We start from the raw sequence: 23,982 nt of genomic DNA on the forward strand, positions 1-23,982 counted from the left end.
GGGCCGCTGGAAGTCAGGCGGCCTGGTCGATGTAGAGGCAGCCGGCCGGCAGCGTTTCCATCGCCGTCAGCTTCGGCGAATAGCGGTAGAGCGTCGAGCAGTAGGGGCAGACCTTCTCATTGTCGTCGCCCATATCGAGAAACACATGCGGATGGTCGAAAGGCGGGTTGGCGCCGGTGCACATGAATTCCTTGACTCCGATATCGATCGCCGGATGGCCCGCATCGTTCTGGAAATGGGGAATGGAACCGCCTGCCATCGTCGTCTCCTTTAGCGCAGTCTGCTCAGCGTTTGGATCATAACCGGCCTGTTTGCAAGTTCGATGAAATGAAACTGTCGCAAAAGCCTGTCAGAGGATAAGTTAAGCCGGTTAACCGGCTGGAGCATCGCGGCCAGGCGCAACAGCCTGGGCGCCGCCCGAAAGCGGCGAAGCAACCAGACGTGGGAAGAGCAGGAACCATGAACGAACTGAAGCCGGTCCAGAGCGAGTTCATCAATGCGGAAGCGGCAAGCCCGGAAGGCAATCCGGATCGTTTCGTCAATCGCGAGTTCTCCTGGTTGCAGTTCAACCGCCGCGTGCTCGAGGAATCGCAGAACACAAACCATCCGCTGCTGGAGAGGGTACGTTTCCTGTCGATCTCCGCGGCCAATCTCGATGAGTTCTTCATGGTGCGCGTCGCCGGTCTCGCCGGCCAGGTTCGCGAAGGCATCGTGTTGAGAAGCCCGGATGGGCGTACCCCCGAGCAGCAGCTCGAACAACTGCTTCGCGAGGTCGAACGGTTGCAGGAAGACCAGCAGAAAAGCCTCTCGGCGCTGACCGTGCTGCTCAATAAGGAAGGCATCGAGAGTATCACCCGCGACGCGCTGACCAAGGACGAGAAGGCCTGGCTGGAGGAGCACTTCCAGGACCAGGTGTTTCCTGTTCTCACGCCATTGTCGATCGACCCGGCGCATCCGTTCCCGTTCATCCCCAATCTCGGCTTCTCGATGGCGCTGCAGCTTCGCCATCGCAAGAACGGCGAGGAGATGAGCGCGCTCTTGCGCTTGCCGGTGGCGCTGAAGCGTTTCATCCGTTTGCCGGACCGCAAGCACCATGTCCGCTTCATCCCGCTGGAAGAGGCGGTCGGCCTTTACATCGGCAAGTTGTTCCCGGGTTACGAGGTCAAGGGCTCCGGCACGTTCCGCATCATTCGCGACAGCGACATCGAGGTCGAGGAGGAATCGGAAGATCTCGTGCGCCTGTTCGAGACCGCGCTGAAGCGCCGCCGCCGCGGCTCCGTCATTCGCATCGAGTTCGACATGCTCATGCCGGCCGAACTGCGCGAATTCGTCGCCGGCGAACTCGGCGTTTCGTCGAGCCGCATCAGCGTCCTGACCGGCCCGCTGGCGCTCAGCCAGATTTCTGAGATCGTCGCCGTTGCCCGCGACGACCTCAAATTCACGCCCTACAATCCGCGTTTCCCCGAGCGCATCCGCGAGCATGGCGGCGATTGCTTCGCCGCTATCCGCGAGAAGGACATCATCGTCCACCACCCCTACGAATCCTTCGACGTGGTGGTTCAGTTCTTGCGTCAGGCGATGGCCGACCCGGAAGTGGTGGCGATCAAGCAGACGCTTTACCGCACCTCCAACGACAGCCCGATCGTGCGTGCGCTGGTCGACGCGGCCGAGGCCGGCAAGTCGGTGACGGCGCTGGTCGAACTCAAGGCCCGCTTCGACGAGGAGGCCAACATCCGCTGGGCGCGCGACCTCGAGCGCGCCGGCGTCCAGGTCGTGTTCGGCTTCCTCGAGCTCAAGACCCACGCCAAAATGTCGCTGGTGGTGCGGCGCGAGGACGGCAAGCTGCGCAATTATGTGCATCTGGGCACCGGCAATTACCATCCGGTGACCGCGCGCATCTACACCGACCTGTCCTTCTTCACCACCGATGCAACGATCGCACGCGATGTCGCCCAGCTTTTCAACTTCATCACCGGCTATGCCGAGCCGACCGCCGAAATGCGGCTGGCGATCTCGCCCTTCACGCTGAGGAACCGTATCCTGCGGCACATTTCCGATGAGGTCGCCCACGCGCTCGAGGGACGGCCGGCACGCATCTGGATGAAGATGAACGCCCTTGTCGATCCGATCATCATCGATGCGCTCTATGACGCCAGCCGCGCGGGCGTCGAGATCGACCTCGTGGTGCGCGGCATATGCTGCCTGCGGCCGCAGGTGCCGGGCCTGTCGGAAAACATCAGGGTCAAGTCGATCGTAGGCCGTTTCCTCGAGCACAGCCGCATCTATTGCTTCGGCAATGGCCACGGCCTGCCGTCGGACGAGGCCGTCGTCTACATCTCCTCGGCCGACCTCATGCCGCGCAATCTCGACCGTCGCGTCGAGACCATGGTGCCGATCACCAACCCAACTGTGCATGAACAGGTGCTGGGCCAGATCATGCTCGGCAACATCATGGACAATCAGCAAAGTTTCGACGTATTGGCTGATGGAACCTCCCGGCGCGTCGTGCTCGAGGAGGGCGAGGAGCCGTTCAACGCACAGGAATATTTCATGACCAATCCGAGCCTGTCGGGACGGGGTGATGCGCTGAAATCGCATGCGCCGAAGCGGATCGCGCAATTCAAGCGCCGCAAGAAGAACGCCGCCGCCTGATGCTGTCCGATTCCCAGGGCCGGCTGCAGGATCGCCGACCGCTGTCCATCATCGACATCGGCTCGAATTCGATCCGCCTTGTCGTATATGAGGGGCTGGCGCGCTCGCCGACCATGCTGTTCAACGAAAAGATGCTGGCGGGCCTCGGCCGCGGCATCGTGTCGACGGGGAAGCTCGACCCCGAGGGCGTGACACGGTCGATGGAGGAGTTCCGCCGCTTCCGCGCGCTCTCCGACCAGGCCGGTGCCGAGCACATGTACGTGCTGGCGACCGCCGCCGCGCGCGAGGCCGTCAACGGCCCCGATTTCATCCACCGCGCCGAAGACGTGCTCAAGACCGAGATCCGCGTGATCAGCGGCCGCGAGGAAGCCTATTATTCCGCGCTCGGCGTCATCTGCGGCTTTCATCCGGCCAACGGTATTGCGGGCGACCTCGGTGGCGGCAGCCTTGAACTGGTCGACGTCAACGGCGAAGCGATTGGCGACGGCATAACATTGCCGCTGGGCGGCCTGCGCCTGCAGGACATGGCCAAGAATTCCCTCACGCAGGCGGCGAAAATCGTGCGCGACGAGCTGGGGCGGGCGAAGCTGCTGAAAGGCGGGCAAGGCAGGCCTTTCTATGCCGTTGGCGGCACCTGGCGAAATCTCGCCCGGCTGCACATGGAGATGACCAACTATCCGCTTGGCGTCATGCACCACTACGAGATCGGCGTCGAAAGTGCCGCCAATTTCCTGCGGCAAGTGGCGAAAGGCGAGATCGAGAAGATCAAAGGCATCGAGGGTGTTTCGAAGAATCGCCGCTCGCTCCTGCCTTACGGCGCCATCGTGCTGCAGGAAATCATGGCGGCGATGCAGCCGTCGAAGATCATCGTCTCGGCGCTCGGCGTGCGCGAAGGCTTCCTCTATTCCCTGCTCGACCAGGCCGAGCAGAAGGCCGATCCCCTGATCTCGGCATCGGAGGAACTCGCCCGGCTGCGCTCGCGCTCGGTCACCCATGCGCATGAACTCGTCGACTGGACGGCCAAGACCTTTGCCGCTTTCGGCATCGACGAGACCGAGGACGAGGCGCGCTACCGCCACGCGGCGGCATTGCTGGCCGACATCGGTTGGCGCGCGCATCCCGAATATCGCGGCAAGCAATCGCTCAACATCATCGCCCACGCCTCCTTTTTCGGCGTGGACCACCCTGGCCGCGCCTATCTAGCGATGGCCAATGCCTATCGGCACGACGGCATCTTCAACGAAGCCATCGCGCCCGAGATCAAGGCGCTGGCGACACCGCGCTATCTGGAGCGGGCGCGGGTGCTGGCGGCATCGATGCGCGTCGTCTACCTGCTGACCGCCTCGATGCCCGACGTCATGCCAAGGCTGAAATGGGAGCAGCGCGGCAATGGCGTGCTGGCGCTGGTCTTACCGGCATCTCTGGCAGATCTCTATGGCGAGCGGCCCGCCGGGCGCTTGGCGCAACTGGCGCGAATTACCGGCCGCCGCCTGGTACTGGCGGTCGAAGGCGGGCCGAGCGTTTCGGTGAAATAGGTACGGCCAACTCCATCGCGCCACTTGTTCAGCGGATTCGCGTTTGAAGACCGGCTTCACCCACTCCGTCTTGGCTTCGCCAAGCCACCTCTCCCCCCTCCGGAGGGAGAGGAAGGGCGCCAAGATTGGCGAACGAGCCCTTCCTCTACCCCGTCGATCGGGGAAGAGGGTGTCGAGCGCAGCTCGACGGAGGGGGGGCGACTTGGCTCGGGCGTCGACTTGGCTCGGGCATTGAGAGTTCAACCCGGGGCATATGTCTGGTTGGTTCCGGGCCTGCCCTTGGATTTAGGCGATATCAAACCGCAGCCCGCCCGTCGACCGACCAGGCGCCGGCGCCGGCCACGGCGAGCGCCAGAAAGCCGCCCGATATCGCGATGTCCTTCATCAGCATCTGCTGGTGCAGGAAGGCAAGCGTCGCATCATCGGCGCCCTGGCCGTAATGGCCGATGAAGCCGGCAACGATGCAGAAGGCGGCCAAAAGCAGAGCCACGATCCGGGTCTGGAAGCCGATGAGTATCAGCAGGCCGGCGATCAGCTCGAACAGGCCCGTGCCCCACGCGGCGAGCCCCGGGAGCGGCAGGCCAAGGCCGGCGAAATAGCCCGATGTGCCGGCAATGTCGGCGAGCGCATGGAAGCCTGACGGTACGAACAGCGCGGCAAGCAGCAGCCGCGAAGCCAGAAGCAGTGCGTTGCGAGGCATGGTCACCTCCGTTGTCGGTTGGCCGGTTTGGGCCTTTACCCACCCGGACCGATCGATCCTACCACCAATGCCCCGGCAAATCCGGGCGCTGAATTGAGGCTTCTGGACCGACAACGAAACAGTGGCGCGGAAAATTCCGTGCCACTGCTGTCAAAGACGGGGGAGGGAAGTTCAGCCGCGCTTGGCGTCGACCGAATAGGCGCCGGCGCCTGAGGAAGCCAGCACGAGGAAGCCGCCGGTGATCGCCAGGTTCTTCATGAAGTTGATCATCTGCATCTGGTCGGCCCAGCCGGTGTGGGCGACCAGGGCCGTGGCGACGGTGAAGATCGCCAGCACCCAGGCGGCAATCCGGGTCTGGAAGCCGACGAGAATGGCCAGACCGCCGAGCAGTTCGATGAGGCCGACGACGATGGCCGTCACGGTCGGCAAGGGCAGGCCGAGGCCGCCGAAATAGGCCGCGGTGCCGGAAAGGGCGCTGAGCTTGCCGAAACCGGAAAGCAGGAAAATGACCGCAAGCAGGATGCGGCCGAGCAGGATGGTGACAGAACTGTTGGACGCGGTGCCGGTGCCGGCGAAGGAAGTGTTGGTGGACATGGTGGCTCTCCGAATGGGGTTGATCACCCGTCAGATAGACCATGCTGACTGTTCACCAAAGCCGCCTGTCTGGCGACACATTGTTCACAGGACATACGTTTCCGTGAACCGGTGAAAGACGGAAATTCGTGTCGCTCGATGCGGTGGCGGGAGGATATTCTCCCGCCGAAAAATGCTTTTATCCCGGATGGGTCATATCTTCGGGCCGCACGAGCCGGTCGTAGTCGGCTTCGCTGACCAACCCGGTGGCCAGCGCTTCCTCGCGCAGCGTGGTGCCGTTCTTGTGCGCGGTCTTGGCGATCTTGGCGGCGCTGTCGTAGCCGATGGTGGGCGCAAGCGCCGTCACCAGCATCAGCGAGCGGTCGAGGGCCGCCTTGATGTTGTCTTCGCGCGCCTCGATGCCGACGACGCAATTGTCGGTGAAGGAGACCGAAGCGTCGGCGAGCAACTGCACCGACTGCAGGAAGTTGTAGGCCATCAGCGGGTTATAAACGTTGAGCTCGAAATGGCCCTGGCTGCCGGCGAAGGTGAGGGCTGCATTGTTACCGAACACCTGCACGCAGACCTGGGTCATCGCTTCGCACTGCGTCGGGTTGACCTTGCCCGGCATGATCGAGGAACCCGGCTCATTTTCCGGCAACGACAATTCGCCAAGGCCGGAACGCGGGCCGGAACCGAGGAAGCGGATGTCGTTGGCGATCTTGAACAGCGCTGCGGCAGCGGCGTTGATGGCGCCATGTGAGAACACCATGGAATCATGGGCTGCCAGCGCCTCGAACTTGTTCGGGGCAGTGACGAAGGCGATGCCGGTGATGGCGGCGATGCGGTCGGCCACCCGCTCGGCGAAGCCGACGGGCGCGTTGAGGCCGGTGCCGACGGCGGTGCCGCCCTGCGCCAGTTCCTGCAGGCCGGGCAACGTCAGCTCGATGCGCTTGATCGACGAAGCGACCTGCGCGGCGTAGCCCGAGAATTCCTGGCCCAGCGTAAGCGGGGTGGCGTCCTGCGTGTGGGTGCGGCCGATCTTGATGATATGGTTGAACTCTCTGCTCTTGGCGGCGAGCGCCTTGTGCAGGTGCTTCAGCGCCGGCAACAGGTCATGCACGATGCGCTCGGCGCAGGCGATGTGCATGGCGGTCGGGTAGGTGTCGTTCGACGACTGGCTCATATTGACGTGGTCGTTCGGGTGCACCGGCTTCTTGGAGCCCATGACGCCGCCCAGCATCTCGATCGCCCGGTTGGAGATCACCTCGTTGGCGTTCATGTTGGATTGCGTACCCGAGCCGGTCTGCCAGACCACCAGCGGGAAATGGTCGTTGAGCTTGCCGTCGATGACTTCTTGAGAGGCTTCGACGATCGCCTTGCCGATCGCCGGATCGAGCCGCTTCAGCTCCATATTGGCTTCCGCCGCCGCCCGCTTGACGATGCCGAGCGCGCGCACGACGGATGCCGGCTGCTTTTCCCAACCGATCTTGAAATTGCCGAGCGAACGCTGCGCCTGCGCGCCCCAATAGCGGTCGGCGGCGACCTCGATGGCACCGAACGTATCGGTTTCGGTTCTGGTCTTGGCAGCGCTCACGGCAAGTCTCCGGTCTGTCGATTTGGGCAACGGCGTATCGCGTTGCACAAAACGCATCAAGCGGAGATTGCGGGCGGTGAAGATGCAAATCGGTTGAAGACGGAGCCAATCTCCCCGCTCGTGGGGAGATGCCCGGCAGGGCGGCGGGGGCGCGAAGGAACGCTATCTGTCGTCATTCAACTGCGTTCAGGTTAGAACAAGCGCGGAAGTGCAATCGAATGAGAGATCGGCGGGACAGCGCCCCCCTCTGGCCTGCCGGCCATCTCCCCCACGAGGGGGGAGATCGGCTGTCCACTCACTCCGCCGTATACCCGCCGTCCACCGCAAAGACGCCGCCCCGCCTCTGATCAGACGCCGTCTCCGGGCGGACTGGAGATCAGCAACAAAGCCGCGAGCGCGATGTCGCCGACAGGCGCACGGTTTCGGTTGGTCTGGCCAGGTCATGTCGGACGGCGTGCGAGAAGGCCTGCCATGCAGGCGAGGCGGCAAGCGCGGTTTCATGCTGGGCGTGCGCTTCTTCGCCATCAAAACCCATCACACTGATGAAAACATTCTCACTCGCTCGCACCGGCAGGCGTGGAAAGCTGTTTTCCGCGTGCTCCGTGACGAAAGCGGCGAGCAGCCGCGCACCGGGTGACGCCGTCATCGGCGCCAGCTTGGCCTCGAAGCGGCTGGCGAACGCGGCCTCTGCGCCCGGCCGCAAATGATAAATCCGAATCACGACCATCCCTGACAGCGGCGTGCTTCTGCCTGGCTTTTCGTCGGCAGCCAAGCCCGCGCGCAATGCGCCGGAGAGATCGAAGCCAGCCCCGGTCCACGCAGGTTTGAGCAGCAGCACATCGTCGGAATCGATCATCGTGGCGTTGGCGGCATTGCGGCGCGCTGCCCATACCGGACCGTCATAGAAGGCGCTCAGGGCGCCTTTGCGCACCTCCATGTCCTCGAAGCCGCGCAGCCAGACGAACATGTCGGGGCGATCGAGATCCCGGAATTGGCCGATGATGGTCATCCCGGCCTCTTCCTGGCCTTCGATCAGCTTGCCGTCAAAGAGGTCGATAAGGGTATCGCGTTTGCCGGGTTTCAGCGTGTACTGCCGCAGTTCGACGACCGGGGAGGCGAGCGCTGCTGTCTCCGATGTGGCACTCAGGGGCAGGCTCATAAGCTCGTCTCCAAAAACAGGGTGATCATCCTGTTTTATAAAACAGACCGGTTGTCCTGTTTTGTCAATCTGCTAGCTTCTTTTTCTTCCCTCCTGGAGGGGCACGGTGGAGATTCCCGATGACAGGGCATGCCCAGAAGCGCACCAATGATCCCGAAGGCATGCGCAACAGAGTGCTCGATGCCGCGCAGGAGTCCTTTCAGGTACGCGGCTATCACGCGTCCAGTCTCGGCGATCTGATGGCGGCGGCGGGTGTCAGCGGCGGCGCGTTGCATCATCATTTCCCGACCAAGAAAGCGTTGGCGCTGGCGGTGATCGAAGAGCGTGTGGCCGCGGCGGTCGAAGAGACATGGATGGCGCCTTTGCGGGCGGCCGCTTCGGCGCGCGAAGGCGTGGGTGCAGCCTTCGAAGCCGTGGCGGCGGAACTTGAGCAACAAGGCTTCGTGCGCGGCTGTCCCCTCAACAACCTTGCACATGAACTGTCGCTCGTCGATGCCGAATTGCGCGCCGCCCTTGCCGGCATTTTTGCCGGCTGGCGCCAGGCGATCGCCGACAAGGTCCGGGCTGATCAGCAGGCGGGCAGGGAGCAGGACACCGACCCGCAGCGTTTCGCCGCCCTGGCCGTCGAGGCCTATTCCGGCGCGATGTCGATGGCCAAGACGGCGCAGGATGCCGGCATGTTGCGCGATTGCCTGGCGGGGCTGGAGCAGAATGTCGCCCAAGCTTCGCCCATGGCCGCAACGAGGCGGCGTCGCAGGATATTGCTGCCACCGGGAAACCTTTGATGCCGAGGACGGGAACGATCCCTACAACTCAGTTCCGTTCTGGGGGAGGGCAGCAGCCGTGGACCGGGCGCTGAACTTTACTGCTGACCGGTGTCCGTGCTGAACTTCAACCCATGATGAAGCGCTTCTCACCAAAATCGGTATCACGACGCCGTTTTCTGGCGCGGGCCGCCGGTCTTGCCACGGCCCTTGCGCTTCCACGCCCGGCGCTCGGCCAGACCGGGCAGCGCATTCAGCCTGTCGACGCCACCTTCCTGTTCATCGCCGATGTCCATGCCTGCCGCATGGCCAGCGGCTTGAGTCCCAATTGCCAGCAGGAAGGCAAGACCGACGCTGCCTTGCTGCGCAATGTGGCGGCTCTGAACGGCATTGGCGACAAGACATGGCCCGTCGAGATCGGCGGCGTCCCGACGGGCCTACGCTCCGCCGGCAGCCGAATCGGCACGCCGCTCGGCCTCGTCATCGGCGGCGACATGACCGACGATGGCGGTGGTCAGATCACCCAGCCGAGTGAAGGCACGCAATTGCTGCAATTCAGCCAGCGTTACCAGCAAGGCATGGGGCCTGACCGCGTGCATGTTCCAGTCTATGTCGGGCTCGGCAATCATGACCTCGACCAAAACGGCCCGCGGCATCACGTTGACTGGTACCGGCGCGAAATGCGCGACTATGTCGAAGTCAATCACCGTGCCGGCGTGTTCTTCAAGCCACCGGTTCCAGCCACCGACTACGATGTCGAGACCGACTGCTATGCGTGGGACTGGGGCGGGCTGCATCTCGTCCAGACCCACCGTTTCGCTGGCGACACCGGCCATGGCGCGGACAGCAGCCTGCCCTGGCTGAAGCAGGATCTGGCGACCTATGCGGCGGACGGCCGCCCGGTCATCCTGTTTCAGCATTATGGCTGGGATAATTTTTCGACTGAGCGATGGGATCCCGCCAAAAAGGCGTTCGACGACGACGGCAAGGGGCCGCCGCATTGGTGGAGCGATGCGGACCGTCAGGCACTGCTTGCGGCCCTGAAAGGCTACAACGTGATTGCCATCTTCCATGGCCATCAGCACGAGGTGCCGATGATCTATCAGCGCGACGGCCTTGATCTCTTCAAGCCAAAGGCGGCCTATATGGGGGGGGTCGCACTGGCGCGGGTCACCAATGATGGCATGGATGTCGTGCTGGGCGAAGCCAGCGACGATCACGGCGGGGTCACATTCACCAACGCCTTCAGCAAACCGTTCCAGACATGAAAGCCCGCAGCGGCCTTTTCGTCCCGGACGCTGACTGACGTCGACCTGGCAGTGCGCTCGGGCCTCGGCCTCCGCTACGAGATGCCGCCGATGATGACCGCCGCGATGTAGGGGCCGAAAGAAAACGCCCCTCGCACCTTTTATCGTGCGGGGGGCGTCTTTGCCGTTCGCTTTTCCTTCGATTGCTCTCGTGAATTGCTGACGACAACCATGAAACGTGCTTCGACCGAAATGGCTCCCGGCGCGTCCAGATTTTTTTAGGGCCGCTTTGTTCAGTGCCCGATTGGCGTGAACCGTCGCGGCGGGTGAGCCAAGAATTGACATGGCCGTTTAAATAGCTTACAAGACCTTTGTCGATATTTGTTGACTGACTTTTGTTATCCGCGCTTTGCAGCGCGCCTTTGACGAACTTCCCACATCAAAAATCGAGACAAACGACGTTGTGCATCCGCATGACGGCGAACGAGTATTTGCCATGGAAAGGGTTCGTCATGAGCACCGGCACAGTTAAATGGTTCAACGCCACCAAAGGTTTTGGTTTTATTCAGCCTGACGACGGCTCTGCCGACGTTTTCGTCCACATCTCGGCCGTAGAGCGCGCCGGCATGCGTGACATCGTCGAGGGCCAGAAGCTCGGCTACGAGATGGTCCGCGACAACAAGTCCGGCAAGATGTCGGCCGACCAGTTGAAGGCGGCCTGAAAAAGGATTCAGCCTTCCCGGTGACCACGGATGTACTGGCACTGGTGAATGGCGAATTCGGGCGCATGGCGGCGGAAACCTGAGTTTTCGCACGCTGCGTGCCGGAGCGTCCTGTGCATCCACTGGATGCGCGACGCTCTCATGGAAGGTCAGGCGGTGCCTGGCCTTTTTCACTTTGTGGGTCTCGCCGCCGAAAATGCGCTGCGCGTCGGCCTGAACGTGCTAAGGGACGCTCCAGCAAGTTGAATCCGCCGCCCCAATGCTTTTGTGCGTGGGTCCTGACTGAAGACCGGTCTTGCCCTATCGGCACGAGACTCCTGACAGGAGAAAGATTTTGACCGCCAATTCGAAAACAGCTGCTGATCAGGCAGTGCCCTTGTTCAGCAAGACGCAAACCCAGTCGATGTCGCTCAACCGCATCATTTCCGAACGCGATGCCCTCACCCAGGCGCGTGAAGCCAAGACCGCGCGTTTGCGCGAACTGCGCCTGGAAAAAGAGGCAGATGAAATGGCTGCGGCGGCCGCACAGGCGGCGTTGCCGAAACGGGCCGGAAGACGCTGATGGCGACGAAGCGTGTGCCGGCGACACCAATCGCCGCTGATGCGACCATCGCCGATATGGTCGAAACATTGGACAAGCCAGTCGAATATGTCCGGCGTGTGCTGGAAAAACTCGAACGCTGCAAGCGCGTCCATGGCGATGCACAGGTGCGCGTCGGCGTGCGGGGCCGCGCCGAGTGCCCGAACTATTTGATCGAATATGTCCGCCAAGACGCCAAGACCCGCGAGCCGGTGACCTATCAGGACGCCGCCTACAGCGGCAGCACGCATCGCGAACTGGCGCCGCATCACATCGCGGAGGCGAGGAACTGGTCGCCTGAGGAAATGAACATAACGGCGGTTTCGGCCCTGATCGGCCGTTTGCGCAGTCCGCGCGCACCATCGCGCTTCGCCGACGAGGACTGAGATGGCCATAAAATTCTCCGCCAAGGATCACCCGCCGGCGCCCGCCGCCGCTGCAAAGCCGGTCAAGCCGGGTGCCGCGCCGAAGGCCGATGTAGCTGTCGAGGCCGCGACCGATCTATTCAAGTCGCCGACCGAGGCGCCGTCGCGCAAGGCAGGCAAGAAGAAATAGCGCCTTGCCGCAAGACGCCGACCGCAATCTGCTGTGCAGGGACCGTTCTCGTTGGTGACCGTGGCAAGCCTTTCATCGCCCCAACGAGGCACCGTCCCGGCATTTGATTGCCAGAGCTGCGGCGCCTGTTGCTCCTACTCGGCCGAGTGGCCGCGCTTTTCCACCGAGGACGACGCGCAGCTCGACCGTATCCCGGACAAGTATGTCGCGGCCGATCTGTCGGGTATGCGTTGCGAGGGCCCGCGCTGTTCGGCTCTCTGTGGCGCAGTGGGCAAGGCAACCGCTTGCGGCATCTACGAGTTGCGCCCGGATGTCTGCCGCGCCTGCATGCCCGGCGACGAGGATTGCCTGATGGCGCGTCGGGCGCATGGGCTGCCTGTCCTCTGATCTGACGGCGCCGCGGCTTGTGCGCGGGGATTTCGCTGCTACGCTGCCCGCCGGGCAGCACAGCGGAGAACCAAATCGTGAGCATCGAATTCTTGTTGACGTCGCTGATCGTGGTGGCTTCGCCCGGCACCGGCGTCCTCTACACGCTGAGCGCCGGGCTTTCCCGCGGCGCCCGCGCCTCCATCGTCGCCGCTTTCGGCTGCACGCTCGGCATCATCCCGCATATGGCTGCCGCCATCACCGGCCTCGCCGCGCTCCTGCACACCAGCGCGGTCGCCTTCGAGACGCTGAAATATCTGGGCGTCGCCTACCTCCTTTACATGGCCTGGAACACGCTGAAGGAGAGGGGTGGTCTGAACGTCGAGGACAATGTCGCGCCGCGCTCCACCGGCAAGGTGATTGCGAGAGGCATCCTCGTCAATGTGCTCAACCCGAAGCTGTCGATCTTCTTCTTTGCCTTCCTGCCGCAGTTCGTCAGCACGACCGAGCCGCACGCGCTGTCGAAGATGCTGGAACTGAGCAGCGTCTTCATGCTTTTGACCTTCGTCATCTTCGTCGGCTATGGCATCTTCGCCGCCTCGATCCGCAGCCATGTCGCGTCGCGGCCGAGGGTGCTGACCTGGATGCGCCGCACGTTCGCCGGCGCTTTCGTCATGCTCGGCGCCAAGCTTGCGCTGGCGGACAGGTAGAATTCGTTCGCCTCGCCTTGGCACGAAATCGATGCCGAACAATGAGAAGGCGAGCCTTGGCCCGCCTTCTTTTGTTCTTCAACTCCGGACTAGCCGGCAATCATTTGTTCGCGCCGCCGAGCGCCTTCAATTTTTCGCAGAACGGGGCATACGGCTTGCTCATCGCCGCATCCTGACATTCCTTCATCATCATGGCTTGGTCGTCCTTGGACATTTTTGCCCAGGCGGCTTTCATCTCGGCGTCGGATTTCATCGTCTTCATGCTCGCATCGGTGAAGAACGGTTCCATCATCTTGGGCGAGTCGAGCGCTCCGGCAAGTGCCGTGCCGCTGAGAACGGTCAACGCGAGTGCTCCAAAGCAGGCGGTTCTGATGTTCATGACATTAGTCCTCCCTATGGTCTTTCTCGATCGTCGAATGGCGGTCGGACTCTATTCCTAGCACAAACCGATGTGTATTAGGAGTAACTCATATGGTGAAGCCGGCCTATCCCTTGACGTAGCCCATCGCCTCGACGATCCGCCCGCCCTCGACGCGCATCAGATTGACGCCGCGCAGCGAATTGCCGTCCGCCATCCAGTAGCGCCAGCGGATCGTCGCCCGCTCGCCGGCGACGAAGGTCTCCTCGATGTCGAAGCGCGTGCCGGGCTGGGTCGCGATCGCCGTCCATAGCCCGACGCAGGCCGCCTTCCCGGCATGGCGCGCACCGTCCGGTGCCGGCACGGTGTTTTCAATCACGCAGTCCTCGCCCACCAACTCGGCAAGCGCCGACGGATCGTCCAACTGGAACACATCGTTGAAGCGCCGCATGATCTCGGCTGTCCGCCGCGACTCTGGATGACTGTCCATGATGCTGCTCATCTCGTACTTCTCCTGATTCATTGTTGCGCGGCGGTACCCACGAGGGTCGCCTTGAGGTTGATCTGGGCCACGCCGGCCAGCGCGCGCGAAACGAGACAGCTCGCCTTGGCGGACTGGGCAAGGCGCTCGAACTGGTCTTCGGCGAGCCCCGCGACGTCCACCGCCGTTTCAAGGTCGATGCGGGTGATGGTCGGCCCGGCCTCGGTCGCTCCGAGGTGCACCCTGGCGATGGTGCGGATGTCCCGGGGAACATGACCTCCCTGGCCAAGGATGAAGGTCAGCGCCATCGAGAAACAGCCGGCATGCGCGGCCGCGATCAGTTCTTCCGGGTTGGTGCCGGGGCCGTTCTCGAAACGCGACGGAAAGGAATAGGCGCCTTCGAACACACCGCTTCCGAGCCGCAGCCGGCCTGAACCTTCCCTCAGCGTGCCTTGCCACTCGGCCGAAGCTTCACGAATTGTCATTGCTGTTCTCCCTTCTGGTTCGATCGATATGAAAGATCAGGCTCCGTCGATGACGACCTTCCCGAAGACGTCGCCCTGCTGGAAATAGCGGTAGGCGTCGCGGGCCTCGGCGAAGGGGAAGACCTTGTCGATGACCGGTCTCAACCGGTGCGCCGAGACGGCGTTGAGCATCGTTTCGAGGTTTGCGCGGCTGCCGACGAACAGACGGCCGATTGTGACGAGGCTGCGCTGATAGACGGCGCCCGGGATCTGCACCGTTGCGCCCTTCGCATCCTGAATGGTGAGCAGCACGATGCGCCCGTAAAGCGCGCTGGCGATCAGCGACTGCGCGAAGGTCGGCGGGCCGCCGGTTTCGACGGCAAGGTCGATACCGCCGGTCTCGCCACGCACCATCGCCCCCCATTCCGGCATGTCGGTCGAGGACACGACGAGGTCGGCCCCCATCGCCCGCAGCTTGCCGACCTTCTCGGCGCGAGAGGTGACGGCGACGACGCGGCAGCCGAGCAGCTTGGCGAACTGCAACGCGAACAGCGAGACGCCGCCCGAGCCTATGGCTAGAACCCATTGGCCGGGCTTGGGAATCTCCGCCCCGGTCAGTGCGTCCCAGGCTGTCAGGCCGGCGCAGCTCAGCGTTGCCGCCTCGCGCCAGTCGAGATGCTCGGGAAGTCGCACCGCCCATTGCTCGTCAAGCACGGCGTACTCGCCGAGCATGCCATCCAGCGTGCAGCCGAGCTGGTCGATCAGTCCGGCATTGATGCGGCCATCGATCCAGCGGGCGAAATAGCTGCCGGTGACACGGTCGCCGACGGCAAAGCGTGTGACATCATCGCCGATGGCGACGACCTCGCCGGCGCCGTCGCTGAGCGGAACGATCCCGCGGCGCGGTGTCAAGGGGTAGGTGCCATTGAGGATCATCGTATCGCGTCGGTTGAGCGAGGTGGCGCGCACCCGCACCACGATCTCCTGGGGCCTTGGCTCCGGTCGCACCTCTTCCCGCATCACCAGACATTCGGTTCCGCCCAAACCCTCAAGACGATAGCTGCGCATTTCGGCTCTCGATTATATAGACTGATCTACATATTATGTAGACCAGTTGTCATATTTCTGGCAAGGCTTATAAGGATCTCTCCTGACAGAGGTTGACATGGCGAACGATACGAGAGCCCGCATACTCGAAACGACCGGATTGCTGCTCAGGCGGCGCGGCTATCACGGCACTTCGCTCAATGACATACTGAGCGCCAGCGGCGCCCCGCGCGGCTCGCTCTATTTCCACTTTCCCGGTGGCAAGGATCAGCTGGTCGTCGAAGTGACGCGCGCCAGCGTGGCTGAGGTGACTGAGAGGCTTGGCGCCGAGCTGGCGGCGGAAAGCGATCCGGCGGTTGCCGTTCACCACATTTACCAGTCGGTCGCTCGCATGCTGGAGGACAACGAATTCTCGCTCGGCTGCCCGATCGCGCCGGTCGTGCTCGATGCGCCGAACGACGTGCCGGACTTGGAGGAAATCTGCCGCTCCGCTTTCGAGCAGTGGATCGGCCTGCTGCGCCAGGCGTTTGTCAGGGCAGGGGTGGTCGAGCGCCGCGCACGGGCGCTGGCGCTGTTGGTCGAGTCCTCGCTGGAAGGCCTGATGGTGATTGCCCGCGCCACCCGCGATCGCTCATCGATCAACGTCGTGGCCGATGAGGTGGCTACCCTGATCGAGCAGGCAGTCCTCGCCGGCAAGGCGACGCGGCAAGCGGAGAGCACTGCTGTCTGACGCTGGTTCCAACCGACTACGCTGAAGCAAAGCCTGAATGTGCAAAGAAAAGGGCGGCATCGCTGCCGCCCTTTCCGCATGCATAAAGCAGATGGCTGGATTAGAAGTCCATGCCGCCCATACCGCCCATGCCGCCGCCGCCCATGCCGCCAGGCATGCCGCCGCCAGCCGACTCCTTCTTCGGAGCCTCCGCGATCATGGCTTCGGTGGTGACCAGCAGGCCGGCGACCGAGGCCGCGTCCTGGAGAGCCGTACGCACGACCTTGACCGGATCGACGATACCCATGGCGATCATGTCGCCATATTCGCCGGTCTGGGCGTTGTAGCCGAAGGTCGCGCCCTTGTTCTCGAGGATCTTGCCAGCAACGATCGATGCTTCCGCACCGGCGTTGGCAGCGATCTGACGGGCCGGGGCCTGCAGTGCGCGGCGAACGATGTTGATGCCGGCGGCCTGGTCGGAGTTGACGCCGGTGGCCTTGAGGTTGCCCGAAGCGCGCAGCAGGGCCACGCCACCGCCGGCAACGATGCCTTCTTCTACGGCCGCGCGGGTCGCGTTGAGGGCGTCATCGACGCGGTCCTTCTTTTCCTTCACTTCCACTTCGGTCGCACCGCCGACGCGGATAACGGCAACACCGCCGGCGAGCTTGGCCAGACGCTCCTGCAGCTTCTCCTTGTCGTAGTCCGAGGTGGTCTCCTCGATCTGCTGCTTGATCTGGGCAACGCGGCCCTGGATCTCGGCCTTCTTGCCGGCGCCGTCGACGATGGTGGTGTTCTCCTTCGAGATCGACACCTTCTTGGCGCGGCCGAGCATGTTGAGGCCGACATTCTCGAGCTTGATGCCGAGGTCTTCGGAGATGACCTGGCCACCGGTGAGGATGGCGATGTCTTCCAGCATGGCCTTGCGGCGATCACCGAAGCCCGGAGCCTTGACGGCAGCGATCTTCAGGCCACCGCGCAGCTTGTTGACGACCAGCGTGGCCAAGGCCTCGCCTTCGACGTCTTCCGAGATGATGAGCAGCGGCTTGGAGGTCTGCACGACCGCTTCCAGGACCGGCAGCATGGCCTGCAGATTGGAGAGCTTCTTCTCGTGGAGCAGGATGTAGGCGTCCTCGAGATCGGCAACCATCTTATCGGGGTTGGTGACGAAGTAGGGCGAGAGATAGCCGCGGTCGAACTGCATGCCTTCGACGACTTCCAGCTCGGTCTCGGCGGTCTTGGCTTCCTCGACGGTGATGACGCCTTCGTTGCCGACCTTCTGCATCGCTTCCGCGATCATCTTGCCGACCGACTCGTCGCCATTGGCCGAGATGGTGCCGACCTGGGCGACTTCCTCGGAGGTCTTGATCTTCTTGGCGGCCTTGCCGAGAGCTGCGACCACTTCGGTCACGGCCAGGTCGATGCCGCGCTTCAGGTCCATCGGGTTCATGCCGGCGGCAACCGCCTTGTGGCCTTCCTGGACGATCGACTGCGCCAGAACGGTCGCGGTCGTGGTGCCGTCGCCGGCGATGTCGTTGGTCTTCGAAGCGACTTCGCGGACCATCTGCGCGCCCATGTTCTCGAACTTGTCCTCAAGTTCGATTTCCTTGGCGACGGTGACGCCGTCCTTGGTGATGCGCGGTGCGCCGAACGACTTGTCGATGACGACGTTGCGGCCCTTGGGGCCGAGCGTGACCTTCACCGCGTCGGCGAGGATGTTGACGCCGCGCAGCATGCGCTCACGGGCGTCGCGGGAGAATTTTACGTCTTTGGCAGCCATGTTCAACTCCTGGCAGGGGCTCGGATCGAGCCCGAAGATTTAAGATTCAGTTGATGGGAAGGCCGATATTCAGCCGATGATGCCCATAATGTCGGATTCCTTCATGATCAGAAGGTCTTCGCCATTGAGCTTGACTTCGGTGCCCGACCACTTGCCGAACAGGATGCGGTCGCCAGCCTTGACGTCCAGGGGCACGAGCTTGCCAGCTTCGTCGCGGGCGCCGGAGCCGACGGCGATGATCTCGCCTTCCTGCGGCTTTTCCTTCGCCGTGTCGGGGATGATGATCCCGCCGGCGGTCTTGGATTCGGATTCGACCCGGCGTACGACCACGCGGTCATGAAGCGGGCGGAACTTCGACTTTGCCATGTTTTCTTCCTCGATGAGAACGGTGAGAAACAGTTCCTCCGTCCGGCGAAGCCGGACAATCTACAAAGCCCGGCGGTACCGGACCTGTGGTTAGCACTCACCCAGGGCGAGTGCTAACGTGGCGGTGAAATAGGCTGCTGGCTGGCGAGAGTCAAGGCGCGCGCGAGCGGGCAGCGGCGCGAAATTTTGTTTTCCGCGAAAGCCCGCTCGCAGAACGTGCCAGTTGCCGCTGGCCTTTCATGCGAAATGCGCCGGTTCCTCCCGCAATCGACGGCAAAACAAGGCGCGGAGGGGTGCTCTGCCGCTATCGGTCAGAGATCCTGCCGCCCGATACTTCGATACGCAAGACGTGTCGATGTCACGGGAGAGGGGCGCGAAAGCCGCCGCCGAAAACTACAGAAACAATCTCAGCTGCGTATGGATGATGGACCTGTAGTCGTCGATCGTGCGGCGGCCTTCCTTCTCGTCCTGCGTCAGCGCTAGCCGCACGACGCCGCCGGCAAGCTGGAAGATCAGGAACACCACGCGCGCGAAGTCTTCGCGCCGGTCGGGCCGCAGCATCGGAGCGACGTGGTCGCAGAACATCTTGGCCTGGTGCCTTGTCTCAGCAATGTCGAGGTTCTGCAGCGCCTTGTCAGCCTGTATCGCGTTCTGCAGATCCTGGATGGCCGGGTCGTCGGCCACGCGCCGGTAATAGTCCTCGATCATGCGGTCCGCGGCAGCCGTCACGTCCTCAAGCCCACTTATTTCGGCGATGATCTCGCCGAAGCGTGCGCGGCTTTCCTCCGAGAAGCGCTCATAGAGCATCGCCAGGATCGCCGATTTGTTGGGGAAATAATGGTAGACGGTGGCGATCGGTCCGCCCGCCAGTGCGCCCACTTCCTTCATCGTCACCGCGTCGATGCCTTTTTCGCCGATCAGCCGCATGGTCGTCGAAAGGATCGCGTCGATGCGTTCGCGGCTCCGCTCCTGCTTGGGCCTGCGCCTCGGCGCCGTCGCCATCCGCCTTGCTTCCGCCATGCGCCCAATCTCTCGCGAGAGCTTCAAAATTCCCGGTTGACAAGAAACATGATCAAGTATCAGTTTCGTAATGCTGACAAGTTGTCAGCTTTTTTATCGCACTGCAAGGACGTTGGGAGGCGCCTCGTGACTGCGACGCAAGCCGTACAAGCGGAAAATGGCGATTGGCTGGTCGGCAACCCGACCGGCGTCGAGCTCGGCTCCGCATTATGGATCGGCTCGGTCGGGCTGCTGATCCTCGGGCTTCAGCCCGTGCTGCTTGGCGCGCTCTACACCGAGGGCCATGTCAGCGGCGATGAACTGGCGCTGGTCGCCACGGCGGAGATGATCGCGATCGCCATCGGTTCAGCCGTGGTGACGATGCTGCTTTCCGCGCGCAACATGCGCTGGAAAAGCGCCGTCCTTTTGATCCTGCTGGCCCTGGCGAATGTATGGACCGCCCATGCCGCAAGCGCCAATGCGTTGATCGCGGCCCGCGCCATCGCCGGGCTGGCTGAAGGTGGTCTGGTCGCGATCGCCACCGAACTGATCGCCCGTTCGCGACGGGCGGAGCGCATCGGCGGCTATTTCGTGACGCTGCAGACCCTGGCGCAATGTGCGCTCGCTCTGCTTTTGGCACTCTATGTCATTCCCAAGGCAGGGTCGTCCGGCGGCTTCATCGTGCTTGCCGTCGTCTGCGTCGTTTCGCTGGCGGCCGCTTTCACCGTACCCGGTGACTACGCCGACCTGCCGAAAGAGGAGAACCTGGCCAATGTGCTGACGGTTCCGTCGATCACCGCGCTATTGTCGGTCTTCTGCTACTTCATATTCTTCGGCGCGATCTGGGCCTTCCTGGAACCGCTCGGTGCGCAATATGGGATTGATAGCTGGACCGTCGGTCTGATCGTCTCGGCCAGCCTGGCGACGCAGGTCCTGGGCGCGATGACGGCGACCGTGTTCGAGGCGCGCATCGATTACCGCATTGCCATTACGGCCATCGGTGCCGTCGCGCTGGTCTCCTCCCTTGTTCTTGCCAGCGCACCTGGCCTGACGACATTCTGGATCGCCGCCTTGGTCATGGGCTTCATCCTGTTGTTCATCGTACCCTATCAGATCCGGCTGGCGATCACGGCCGACGAGACGCGTACCGCCGTGCTGCTGGTGCCGGCCGCACAGCTCTTCGGCCTGGCGATCGGGCCGGTGGCGGCGTCGCTGCTCATCAATGGCAAGGATTTCCGGCCCGTGCCGGAATTCGCCGCGGCAAGCGCGTTTGCCAGCGTGGCCCTGCTTGGCCTGTTCGTGGCCACTATGCGCCGTCGGCGCGTCTGACGGGACGGCTAGATGTCGACGATCACCGCGCGGAACTGGAGCAACTGGTCGGGCTTCGTGCGCGCCGAGCCGAAGCTGGTCGCCACTCCAACCGACGCCGGCGAGCTTGCCGATCTGGTGCGCACGGCACCTGGGCCGCTGCGCGTGGCGGGTGCTGGCCACTCCTTCACGCCGCTGGTGGCATCGCAAGGCTCGATCGTTTCCCTGGAGAAGATCGAGGGGCTGGTCTCGCACGATGTACAAAGCCATCGCGCGCGGGTGCGGGCAGGGACGCGGCTCGGCCCGCTGATGCACATACTGCAAGGCCTGGGCCAGGGCCTGCCCAATATGGGCGACATCGACCGTCAGGCGATCGGCGGCGCGCTGGGCACCGCCACCCATGGTTCCGGGCTGACGCTGGGCGCTTACCACACCCGGTTGGAGACGGTGCAGATCGTGGACGGGCGGGGCGAGTTGCGCGAATTCGATCGGACCCGCGACCAGGACATGATCCATGCGATGGGCGTTGCGCTCGGCGCCTTCGGCATCTTGACCGAAGTCACGCTGAACAACATCGCGACCTACCGGCTGCGCCGCCGCAAATGGGTGCTGCCGATCGCCGACATGCTGCGCGATTTCGAGACGATGATGGCCGCGCACCGGTCGGCCGAATTCTACTACATTCCGTTTTCCGGCTACGCGCAGTTCATCGCCAGCGACCTCAGCGACGCGAACCCGACCACTAGGCCGACCGACGACGACGAGGCCGGCCTGGCGACACTACGCAAGCTGAGCCGGGGGCTGCGCCGGCTGCCGTGGCTGCGCCGCTCTTTGATCCGCGGCGCCGTGAAGAAGGTGCCGGCCGAGGATTATGTGCAGGACTGGCTCAACGTCTATGCCAGCGACCGCCAGACCAAGTTCAACGAGATGGAGTATCATCTGCCTTTCGAGGAGGGGCCGAAGGTGATCACGCCGATCATCGAGCTGACCGAGAAGCACTTTCCGGAAGTCTATTTTCCGATGGAGGTGCGCTCGGTGGCACCCGACATGTTCTGGCTTTCGCCCTTCTACAAGCGTCTGACCTGCTCGATCGCCATTCACCACGATGCCGCCAACGACCCTGAGCCCTTCATGCGGGCGGCCGAGCCGATCTTTCGCAGGCATGGCGGCCGGCCGCATTGGGGCAAGATGCACAGCCTGAAGGCGGCGGATTTCAAAAAGCTCTATCCGCGCTGGGATGATGCGATGGCTGTTCGGCGAGACATCGATCCCGAGAACCGTTTCGTCTCGCCCTACATGGCCGGCCTGTTCGGCATCGGTCGATGAGCGGCTATTTCACCACGCTGTCGGATGCGTTGAGGGCGGCCGGCGTCTTTCAGCCTTGTCTCGTGCTCGACCGCGACCGGCTGGACCGCAACATCGACCTGGTGAAGCAGAGACTGGCGCCCGGCCTTGCCATGCGGCTGGTCGACAAGTCGCTTGCTTGCCTGCCGCTGCTTTCGCACATCGCCGAGGCGCTCGGCACCCATCGCTTCATGACGTTTCATCCGCCGATCACAAGGGCCGTGCTCGACGCTTTTCCCGATGCCGACATGCTCTATGGCAAGCCGATGCCGGTCGGCGCGGCAAGGCAAGCGATTTCAAGCGGCACCGCCGACTGGTCGCGCGTCTGCTGGCTGATCGACAGCGAAGAGAGACTGGCGGAATACGGCGCTCTGGCCGCCGAACTCGACGTCGGGTTGCGCATCGCTTTCGAGATCGATGTCGGGCTGCATCGGGGCGGGTTCGCGGAACCGCGCGCGCTGTCGAAGGCATTGAACGCGCTGCCCGCCCGGCTGCGCTGCGAAGGCGTCATGGCCTACGAGGCGCACGCGCCGCACATTCCCGGTCTGTTCGGCGGTCCCCAAAAGGCGCTGGCAGAGGCGTCGCAGCGGGCCGCGGCATTCATCGCGGCTCTCGGCGAGGACCAGCACCGAACGCTGAACATCGGCGGCTCGAAGACCGCGTTGCTTCATCGTGGCGGCATGGCCAACGAAGTGTCGATCGGGTCGGCCTTCGTGCTGCCCGGGGATTTCGATACGCCCGGCCTCGACGGCTTCCAGCCCGCGGCCTTCATCGCCACGCCTATCCTCAAGGTGGTCGAGCCGATGCTTCCAGGCCCGCCGGCGGTCACCCGCCTGCTGCAGACGATCGGCCGGTTTCCGCGCAAGGGCTGCTATCTCTATGGCGGCAAATGGATGGCCGAACCGGTGTTTCCCGAAGGCATGGAGACCAATGGCCTGCTTGGCCTTTCCTCGAACCAGCAGTTCATGGGCCTGCCCGGCGATGCCACCACCAGGTCAGGCGACTACGCCTTCCTGCGTCCGACGCAAAGCGAGGCGGTGCTGCAGCAGTTCGGATCGATCGCGGTCTTTTCGGGCGACAGGCTCGTGGACCGCTGGCCCGCGCTGCCAATGGGGTAGGGCATGGTGCCTCGTTATGATGAGGCCAAACCAGACGCTTCGATGTAACAGACCGACCGTCAACCCAAAGCCACGATGCGCTGGCGGCCAGCAGCCGCATGCTTGGAACAGTCAGCGAGCCTATCCGCCTCCAGACGGGGTCATCGTTGACCGGCCTTCTCGGCGAGATATCGAGTAGCCAACGCGATTGAATTGGGGATCGGTGTCGATCCTCTATAGTTGGCAATTTGGCGCCTGGAGATTTCCAACTGGAGCGCCATCCCCTCAAGCGAGAATTTCAGCAGATCGTCCATGATATGGCGGAATTCCCGGTTCTCCATACCAATTGAGGGCAGGGTATCGATCCATTCGGCTGACAACTCGATTCCCCCGTCCCACTCGATTGCATTGCCGTCTTCGTTAACCCGCATGGTTCCAAACAGCTCGTCATCGTCGCGAAGCGGAATGAAGTGTCGATGGCTATTCAACACTGGATTCAGGTCAACCGTATTGGAGCGGCCGTCTCGCCAGGTGATGCGCACGCGGCGGCCATCAATCATGGTGACCGAGGCGATCCTGGGGAGCGGATTGCCGACTGTTACGATATCGTCAACCATTGAGGCGGGTCCATTCATTGCGCAACTCCTCTTCATGCGAGTTAGCCCAAGCGATTACGGCATCGAGGTCTTTGCGACGCATTTGGCCACGCAACACGTTCCATGAGCCAATCCTGATCAGGACTTCATACTTACCCTTCAACGCGTGAAAGTGAGGCGGGTTATGGTCATCCGCAAAGACCTGAATCTTGATGCCGTCGAGAACCTTCAAAGTGGGCATGTGGCTGTTCCAGCGCGCCAAACTTAATGCAGAGG

The 23,982-nt window shown here is 63.0% G+C and carries 29 protein-coding genes; 15 read left to right on the plus strand and 14 right to left on the minus strand.

What is annotated here, in order from left to right:
- Positions 1-13: 13 nt before the first annotated feature.
- Complete coding sequence (locus tag FJ490_RS03645; protein ID WP_140494310.1) at positions 14-259, minus strand: zinc-finger domain-containing protein; 246 nt, start codon at positions 257-259, stop codon at positions 14-16.
- A 200-nt stretch (positions 260-459) separates the two neighbouring features.
- Here FJ490_RS03645 and FJ490_RS03650 point away from each other — a divergent pair, with 200 nt between their 5' ends.
- Positions 460-2,652 (plus strand): RNA degradosome polyphosphate kinase, encoded by a 2,193-nt coding sequence (locus FJ490_RS03650; protein ID WP_140561874.1) that lies wholly within the window; start codon positions 460-462, stop codon positions 2,650-2,652.
- On the plus strand, positions 2,652-4,187 hold the full coding sequence (gene ppx, locus FJ490_RS03655) for an exopolyphosphatase (protein ID WP_140728218.1): 1,536 nt from the start codon (positions 2,652-2,654) through the stop codon (positions 4,185-4,187). Before FJ490_RS03650 ends, ppx begins: the two co-directional genes overlap by 1 nt.
- 295 nt (positions 4,188-4,482) lie before the next feature.
- Here the strand turns inward: ppx and FJ490_RS03660 are convergent, their stop codons facing one another.
- The 4 genes from FJ490_RS03660 to FJ490_RS03675 all read right to left on the minus strand — a co-directional run bounded on the left by FJ490_RS03660 (position 4,483) and on the right by FJ490_RS03675 (position 8,156).
- Positions 4,483-4,887, minus strand: coding sequence for a DoxX family protein (locus FJ490_RS03660; RefSeq protein WP_140728219.1), 405 nt, complete (start codon positions 4,885-4,887; stop codon positions 4,483-4,485).
- Positions 4,888-5,058: 171 nt separating this feature from the next.
- Positions 5,059-5,481 carry a DoxX family protein gene (locus tag FJ490_RS03665; protein ID WP_140494302.1) on the minus strand — a complete coding sequence of 141 codons (423 nt, stop codon included), beginning with the start codon at positions 5,479-5,481 and terminating at the stop codon, positions 5,059-5,061.
- Between the two features lie 178 nt (positions 5,482-5,659).
- Positions 5,660-7,057 carry a class II fumarate hydratase gene (fumC, locus tag FJ490_RS03670; RefSeq protein WP_140515515.1) on the minus strand — a complete coding sequence of 466 codons (1,398 nt, stop codon included), beginning with the start codon at positions 7,055-7,057 and terminating at the stop codon, positions 5,660-5,662.
- Positions 7,058-7,433: 376 nt separating this feature from the next.
- Positions 7,434-8,156 carry an NIPSNAP family protein gene (locus FJ490_RS03675; RefSeq protein ID WP_246672597.1) on the minus strand — a complete coding sequence of 241 codons (723 nt, stop codon included), beginning with the start codon at positions 8,154-8,156 and terminating at the stop codon, positions 7,434-7,436.
- Here FJ490_RS03675 and FJ490_RS33020 point away from each other — a divergent pair.
- From FJ490_RS33020 to FJ490_RS03710, 9 genes are all read left to right on the plus strand, one after another.
- Positions 8,049-8,339, plus strand: a complete 291-nt coding sequence (locus FJ490_RS33020) for a hypothetical protein (RefSeq protein WP_224671835.1) — start codon at positions 8,049-8,051, stop codon at positions 8,337-8,339. The two genes, FJ490_RS03675 and FJ490_RS33020, sit on opposite strands and share 108 nt — an antisense overlap.
- Positions 8,336-9,001 (plus strand): TetR/AcrR family transcriptional regulator, encoded by a 666-nt coding sequence (locus FJ490_RS03680; protein WP_140728221.1) that lies wholly within the window; start codon positions 8,336-8,338, stop codon positions 8,999-9,001. Before FJ490_RS33020 ends, FJ490_RS03680 begins: the two co-directional genes overlap by 4 nt.
- Positions 9,002-9,114: 113 nt before the next feature.
- Complete coding sequence (locus FJ490_RS03685) at positions 9,115-10,248, plus strand: metallophosphoesterase (protein ID WP_140728222.1); 1,134 nt, start codon at positions 9,115-9,117, stop codon at positions 10,246-10,248.
- 491 nt (positions 10,249-10,739) lie between these two features.
- Positions 10,740-10,949, plus strand: a complete 210-nt coding sequence (locus FJ490_RS03690; protein WP_010915421.1) for a cold-shock protein — start codon at positions 10,740-10,742, stop codon at positions 10,947-10,949.
- A gap of 334 nt (positions 10,950-11,283) precedes the next feature.
- Positions 11,284-11,511, plus strand: a complete 228-nt coding sequence (locus tag FJ490_RS03695; protein WP_140515521.1) for a hypothetical protein — start codon at positions 11,284-11,286, stop codon at positions 11,509-11,511.
- A complete protein-coding gene (locus tag FJ490_RS03700; protein WP_140728223.1) occupies positions 11,511-11,915 on the plus strand; it encodes a hypothetical protein in 405 nt (134 codons plus the stop codon). Before FJ490_RS03695 ends, FJ490_RS03700 begins: the two co-directional genes overlap by 1 nt.
- Position 11,916: 1 nt before the next feature.
- A complete protein-coding gene (locus tag FJ490_RS32570; protein WP_181165129.1) occupies positions 11,917-12,084 on the plus strand; it encodes a hypothetical protein in 168 nt (55 codons plus the stop codon).
- A 54-nt stretch (positions 12,085-12,138) separates the two neighbouring features.
- Positions 12,139-12,471: a YkgJ family cysteine cluster protein gene (locus FJ490_RS03705; protein WP_246672582.1), complete on the plus strand. Its 333-nt coding sequence runs from the start codon at positions 12,139-12,141 to the stop codon at positions 12,469-12,471.
- 77 nt (positions 12,472-12,548) lie between these two features.
- Complete coding sequence (locus FJ490_RS03710; protein ID WP_140494286.1) at positions 12,549-13,160, plus strand: LysE family translocator; 612 nt, start codon at positions 12,549-12,551, stop codon at positions 13,158-13,160.
- 100 nt (positions 13,161-13,260) lie between these two features.
- On the opposite strand, the gene FJ490_RS03715 is transcribed toward FJ490_RS03710, so the two are convergent.
- From FJ490_RS03715 to FJ490_RS03730, 4 genes are all read right to left on the minus strand, one after another.
- Positions 13,261-13,539: a hypothetical protein gene (locus tag FJ490_RS03715; protein ID WP_140494284.1), complete on the minus strand. Its 279-nt coding sequence runs from the start codon at positions 13,537-13,539 to the stop codon at positions 13,261-13,263.
- Between the two features lie 106 nt (positions 13,540-13,645).
- Positions 13,646-14,020 carry a nuclear transport factor 2 family protein gene (locus FJ490_RS03720; RefSeq protein ID WP_140728224.1) on the minus strand — a complete coding sequence of 125 codons (375 nt, stop codon included), beginning with the start codon at positions 14,018-14,020 and terminating at the stop codon, positions 13,646-13,648.
- A gap of 17 nt (positions 14,021-14,037) precedes the next feature.
- Positions 14,038-14,484, minus strand: a complete 447-nt coding sequence (locus FJ490_RS03725) for an OsmC family protein (protein WP_140728225.1) — start codon at positions 14,482-14,484, stop codon at positions 14,038-14,040.
- A gap of 36 nt (positions 14,485-14,520) precedes the next feature.
- Complete coding sequence (locus FJ490_RS03730) at positions 14,521-15,531, minus strand: NAD(P)-dependent alcohol dehydrogenase (RefSeq protein ID WP_140728226.1); 1,011 nt, start codon at positions 15,529-15,531, stop codon at positions 14,521-14,523.
- A gap of 97 nt (positions 15,532-15,628) precedes the next feature.
- Here FJ490_RS03730 and FJ490_RS03735 point away from each other — a divergent pair, with 97 nt between their 5' ends.
- Positions 15,629-16,240 (plus strand): TetR/AcrR family transcriptional regulator, encoded by a 612-nt coding sequence (locus FJ490_RS03735; protein WP_140494276.1) that lies wholly within the window; start codon positions 15,629-15,631, stop codon positions 16,238-16,240.
- A 100-nt stretch (positions 16,241-16,340) separates the two neighbouring features.
- On the opposite strand, the gene groL is transcribed toward FJ490_RS03735, so the two are convergent.
- From groL to FJ490_RS03750, 3 genes are all read right to left on the minus strand, one after another.
- On the minus strand, positions 16,341-17,996 hold the full coding sequence (gene groL, locus FJ490_RS03740) for a chaperonin GroEL (RefSeq protein ID WP_140494274.1): 1,656 nt from the start codon (positions 17,994-17,996) through the stop codon (positions 16,341-16,343).
- Between the two features lie 69 nt (positions 17,997-18,065).
- The gene (gene groES / locus FJ490_RS03745) at positions 18,066-18,362 is read right to left on the minus strand and encodes a co-chaperone GroES (protein ID WP_006203049.1); all 297 of its coding nucleotides are present in this window, start codon (positions 18,360-18,362) and stop codon (positions 18,066-18,068) included.
- A gap of 393 nt (positions 18,363-18,755) precedes the next feature.
- Complete coding sequence (locus tag FJ490_RS03750; protein WP_181165128.1) at positions 18,756-19,382, minus strand: TetR/AcrR family transcriptional regulator; 627 nt, start codon at positions 19,380-19,382, stop codon at positions 18,756-18,758.
- Between the two features lie 126 nt (positions 19,383-19,508).
- Here FJ490_RS03750 and FJ490_RS03755 point away from each other — a divergent pair, with 126 nt between their 5' ends.
- Genes FJ490_RS03755 through FJ490_RS03765 form a run of 3 tightly spaced genes read left to right on the plus strand, consistent with a single transcriptional unit; the run spans position 19,509 to position 23,131 of the window.
- Entirely contained in the window at positions 19,509-20,690 is a 1,182-nt protein-coding gene (locus FJ490_RS03755) for an MFS transporter (protein ID WP_140728227.1), read from the plus strand.
- Positions 20,691-20,702: 12 nt separating this feature from the next.
- Entirely contained in the window at positions 20,703-21,995 is a 1,293-nt protein-coding gene (locus FJ490_RS03760) for a D-arabinono-1,4-lactone oxidase (protein WP_140728228.1), read from the plus strand.
- On the plus strand, positions 21,992-23,131 hold the full coding sequence (locus tag FJ490_RS03765; RefSeq protein ID WP_140560509.1) for a DSD1 family PLP-dependent enzyme: 1,140 nt from the start codon (positions 21,992-21,994) through the stop codon (positions 23,129-23,131). Before FJ490_RS03760 ends, FJ490_RS03765 begins: the two co-directional genes overlap by 4 nt.
- A gap of 140 nt (positions 23,132-23,271) precedes the next feature.
- Here FJ490_RS03765 and FJ490_RS03770 read toward each other — a convergent pair whose 3' ends face one another.
- Together FJ490_RS03770 and FJ490_RS03775 are read right to left on the minus strand one after the other, a co-directional pair.
- Complete coding sequence (locus tag FJ490_RS03770; protein WP_181165127.1) at positions 23,272-23,727, minus strand: DUF2442 domain-containing protein; 456 nt, start codon at positions 23,725-23,727, stop codon at positions 23,272-23,274.
- Entirely contained in the window at positions 23,720-23,947 is a 228-nt protein-coding gene (locus FJ490_RS03775; protein ID WP_140728229.1) for a DUF4160 domain-containing protein, read from the minus strand. Before FJ490_RS03775 ends, FJ490_RS03770 begins: the two co-directional genes overlap by 8 nt.
- Positions 23,948-23,982 lie beyond the last annotated feature (35 nt).

The sequence above is a fragment of the Mesorhizobium sp. B2-5-11 genome (assembly GCF_006440835.1).
GTDB lineage: Bacteria > Pseudomonadota > Alphaproteobacteria > Rhizobiales > Rhizobiaceae > Mesorhizobium.

Excerpts from the sequence above, each read along its gene's own strand:
- FJ490_RS03645 (WP_140494310.1), bottom strand. The coding sequence starts at position 259 with ATGGCAGGCGGTTCCATTCCCCATTTCCAGAACGATGCGGGCCATCCG.
- FJ490_RS03650 (WP_140561874.1), top strand. The coding sequence starts at position 460 with ATGAACGAACTGAAGCCGGTCCAGAGCGAGTTCATCAATGCGGAAGCG.
- ppx (WP_140728218.1), top strand. The coding sequence starts at position 2,652 with ATGCTGTCCGATTCCCAGGGCCGGCTGCAGGATCGCCGACCGCTGTCC.
- FJ490_RS03660 (WP_140728219.1), bottom strand. The coding sequence starts at position 4,887 with ATGCCTCGCAACGCACTGCTTCTGGCTTCGCGGCTGCTGCTTGCCGCG.
- FJ490_RS03665 (WP_140494302.1), bottom strand. The coding sequence starts at position 5,481 with ATGTCCACCAACACTTCCTTCGCCGGCACCGGCACCGCGTCCAACAGT.
- FJ490_RS03680 (WP_140728221.1), top strand. The coding sequence starts at position 8,336 with ATGACAGGGCATGCCCAGAAGCGCACCAATGATCCCGAAGGCATGCGC.
- FJ490_RS03685 (WP_140728222.1), top strand. The coding sequence starts at position 9,115 with ATGATGAAGCGCTTCTCACCAAAATCGGTATCACGACGCCGTTTTCTG.
- FJ490_RS03690 (WP_010915421.1), top strand. The coding sequence starts at position 10,740 with ATGAGCACCGGCACAGTTAAATGGTTCAACGCCACCAAAGGTTTTGGT.
- FJ490_RS03700 (WP_140728223.1), top strand. The coding sequence starts at position 11,511 with ATGGCGACGAAGCGTGTGCCGGCGACACCAATCGCCGCTGATGCGACC.
- FJ490_RS32570 (WP_181165129.1), top strand. The coding sequence starts at position 11,917 with ATGGCCATAAAATTCTCCGCCAAGGATCACCCGCCGGCGCCCGCCGCC.
- FJ490_RS03715 (WP_140494284.1), bottom strand. The coding sequence starts at position 13,539 with ATGAACATCAGAACCGCCTGCTTTGGAGCACTCGCGTTGACCGTTCTC.
- FJ490_RS03720 (WP_140728224.1), bottom strand. The coding sequence starts at position 14,020 with ATGAGCAGCATCATGGACAGTCATCCAGAGTCGCGGCGGACAGCCGAG.
- FJ490_RS03725 (WP_140728225.1), bottom strand. The coding sequence starts at position 14,484 with ATGACAATTCGTGAAGCTTCGGCCGAGTGGCAAGGCACGCTGAGGGAA.
- FJ490_RS03730 (WP_140728226.1), bottom strand. The coding sequence starts at position 15,531 with ATGCGCAGCTATCGTCTTGAGGGTTTGGGCGGAACCGAATGTCTGGTG.
- FJ490_RS03735 (WP_140494276.1), top strand. The coding sequence starts at position 15,629 with ATGGCGAACGATACGAGAGCCCGCATACTCGAAACGACCGGATTGCTG.
- groL (WP_140494274.1), bottom strand. The coding sequence starts at position 17,996 with ATGGCTGCCAAAGACGTAAAATTCTCCCGCGACGCCCGTGAGCGCATG.
- groES (WP_006203049.1), bottom strand. The coding sequence starts at position 18,362 with ATGGCAAAGTCGAAGTTCCGCCCGCTTCATGACCGCGTGGTCGTACGC.
- FJ490_RS03750 (WP_181165128.1), bottom strand. The coding sequence starts at position 19,382 with ATGGCGGAAGCAAGGCGGATGGCGACGGCGCCGAGGCGCAGGCCCAAG.
- FJ490_RS03760 (WP_140728228.1), top strand. The coding sequence starts at position 20,703 with ATGTCGACGATCACCGCGCGGAACTGGAGCAACTGGTCGGGCTTCGTG.
- FJ490_RS03765 (WP_140560509.1), top strand. The coding sequence starts at position 21,992 with ATGAGCGGCTATTTCACCACGCTGTCGGATGCGTTGAGGGCGGCCGGC.
- FJ490_RS03770 (WP_181165127.1), bottom strand. The coding sequence starts at position 23,727 with ATGGTTGACGATATCGTAACAGTCGGCAATCCGCTCCCCAGGATCGCC.
- FJ490_RS03775 (WP_140728229.1), bottom strand. The coding sequence starts at position 23,947 with ATGCCCACTTTGAAGGTTCTCGACGGCATCAAGATTCAGGTCTTTGCG.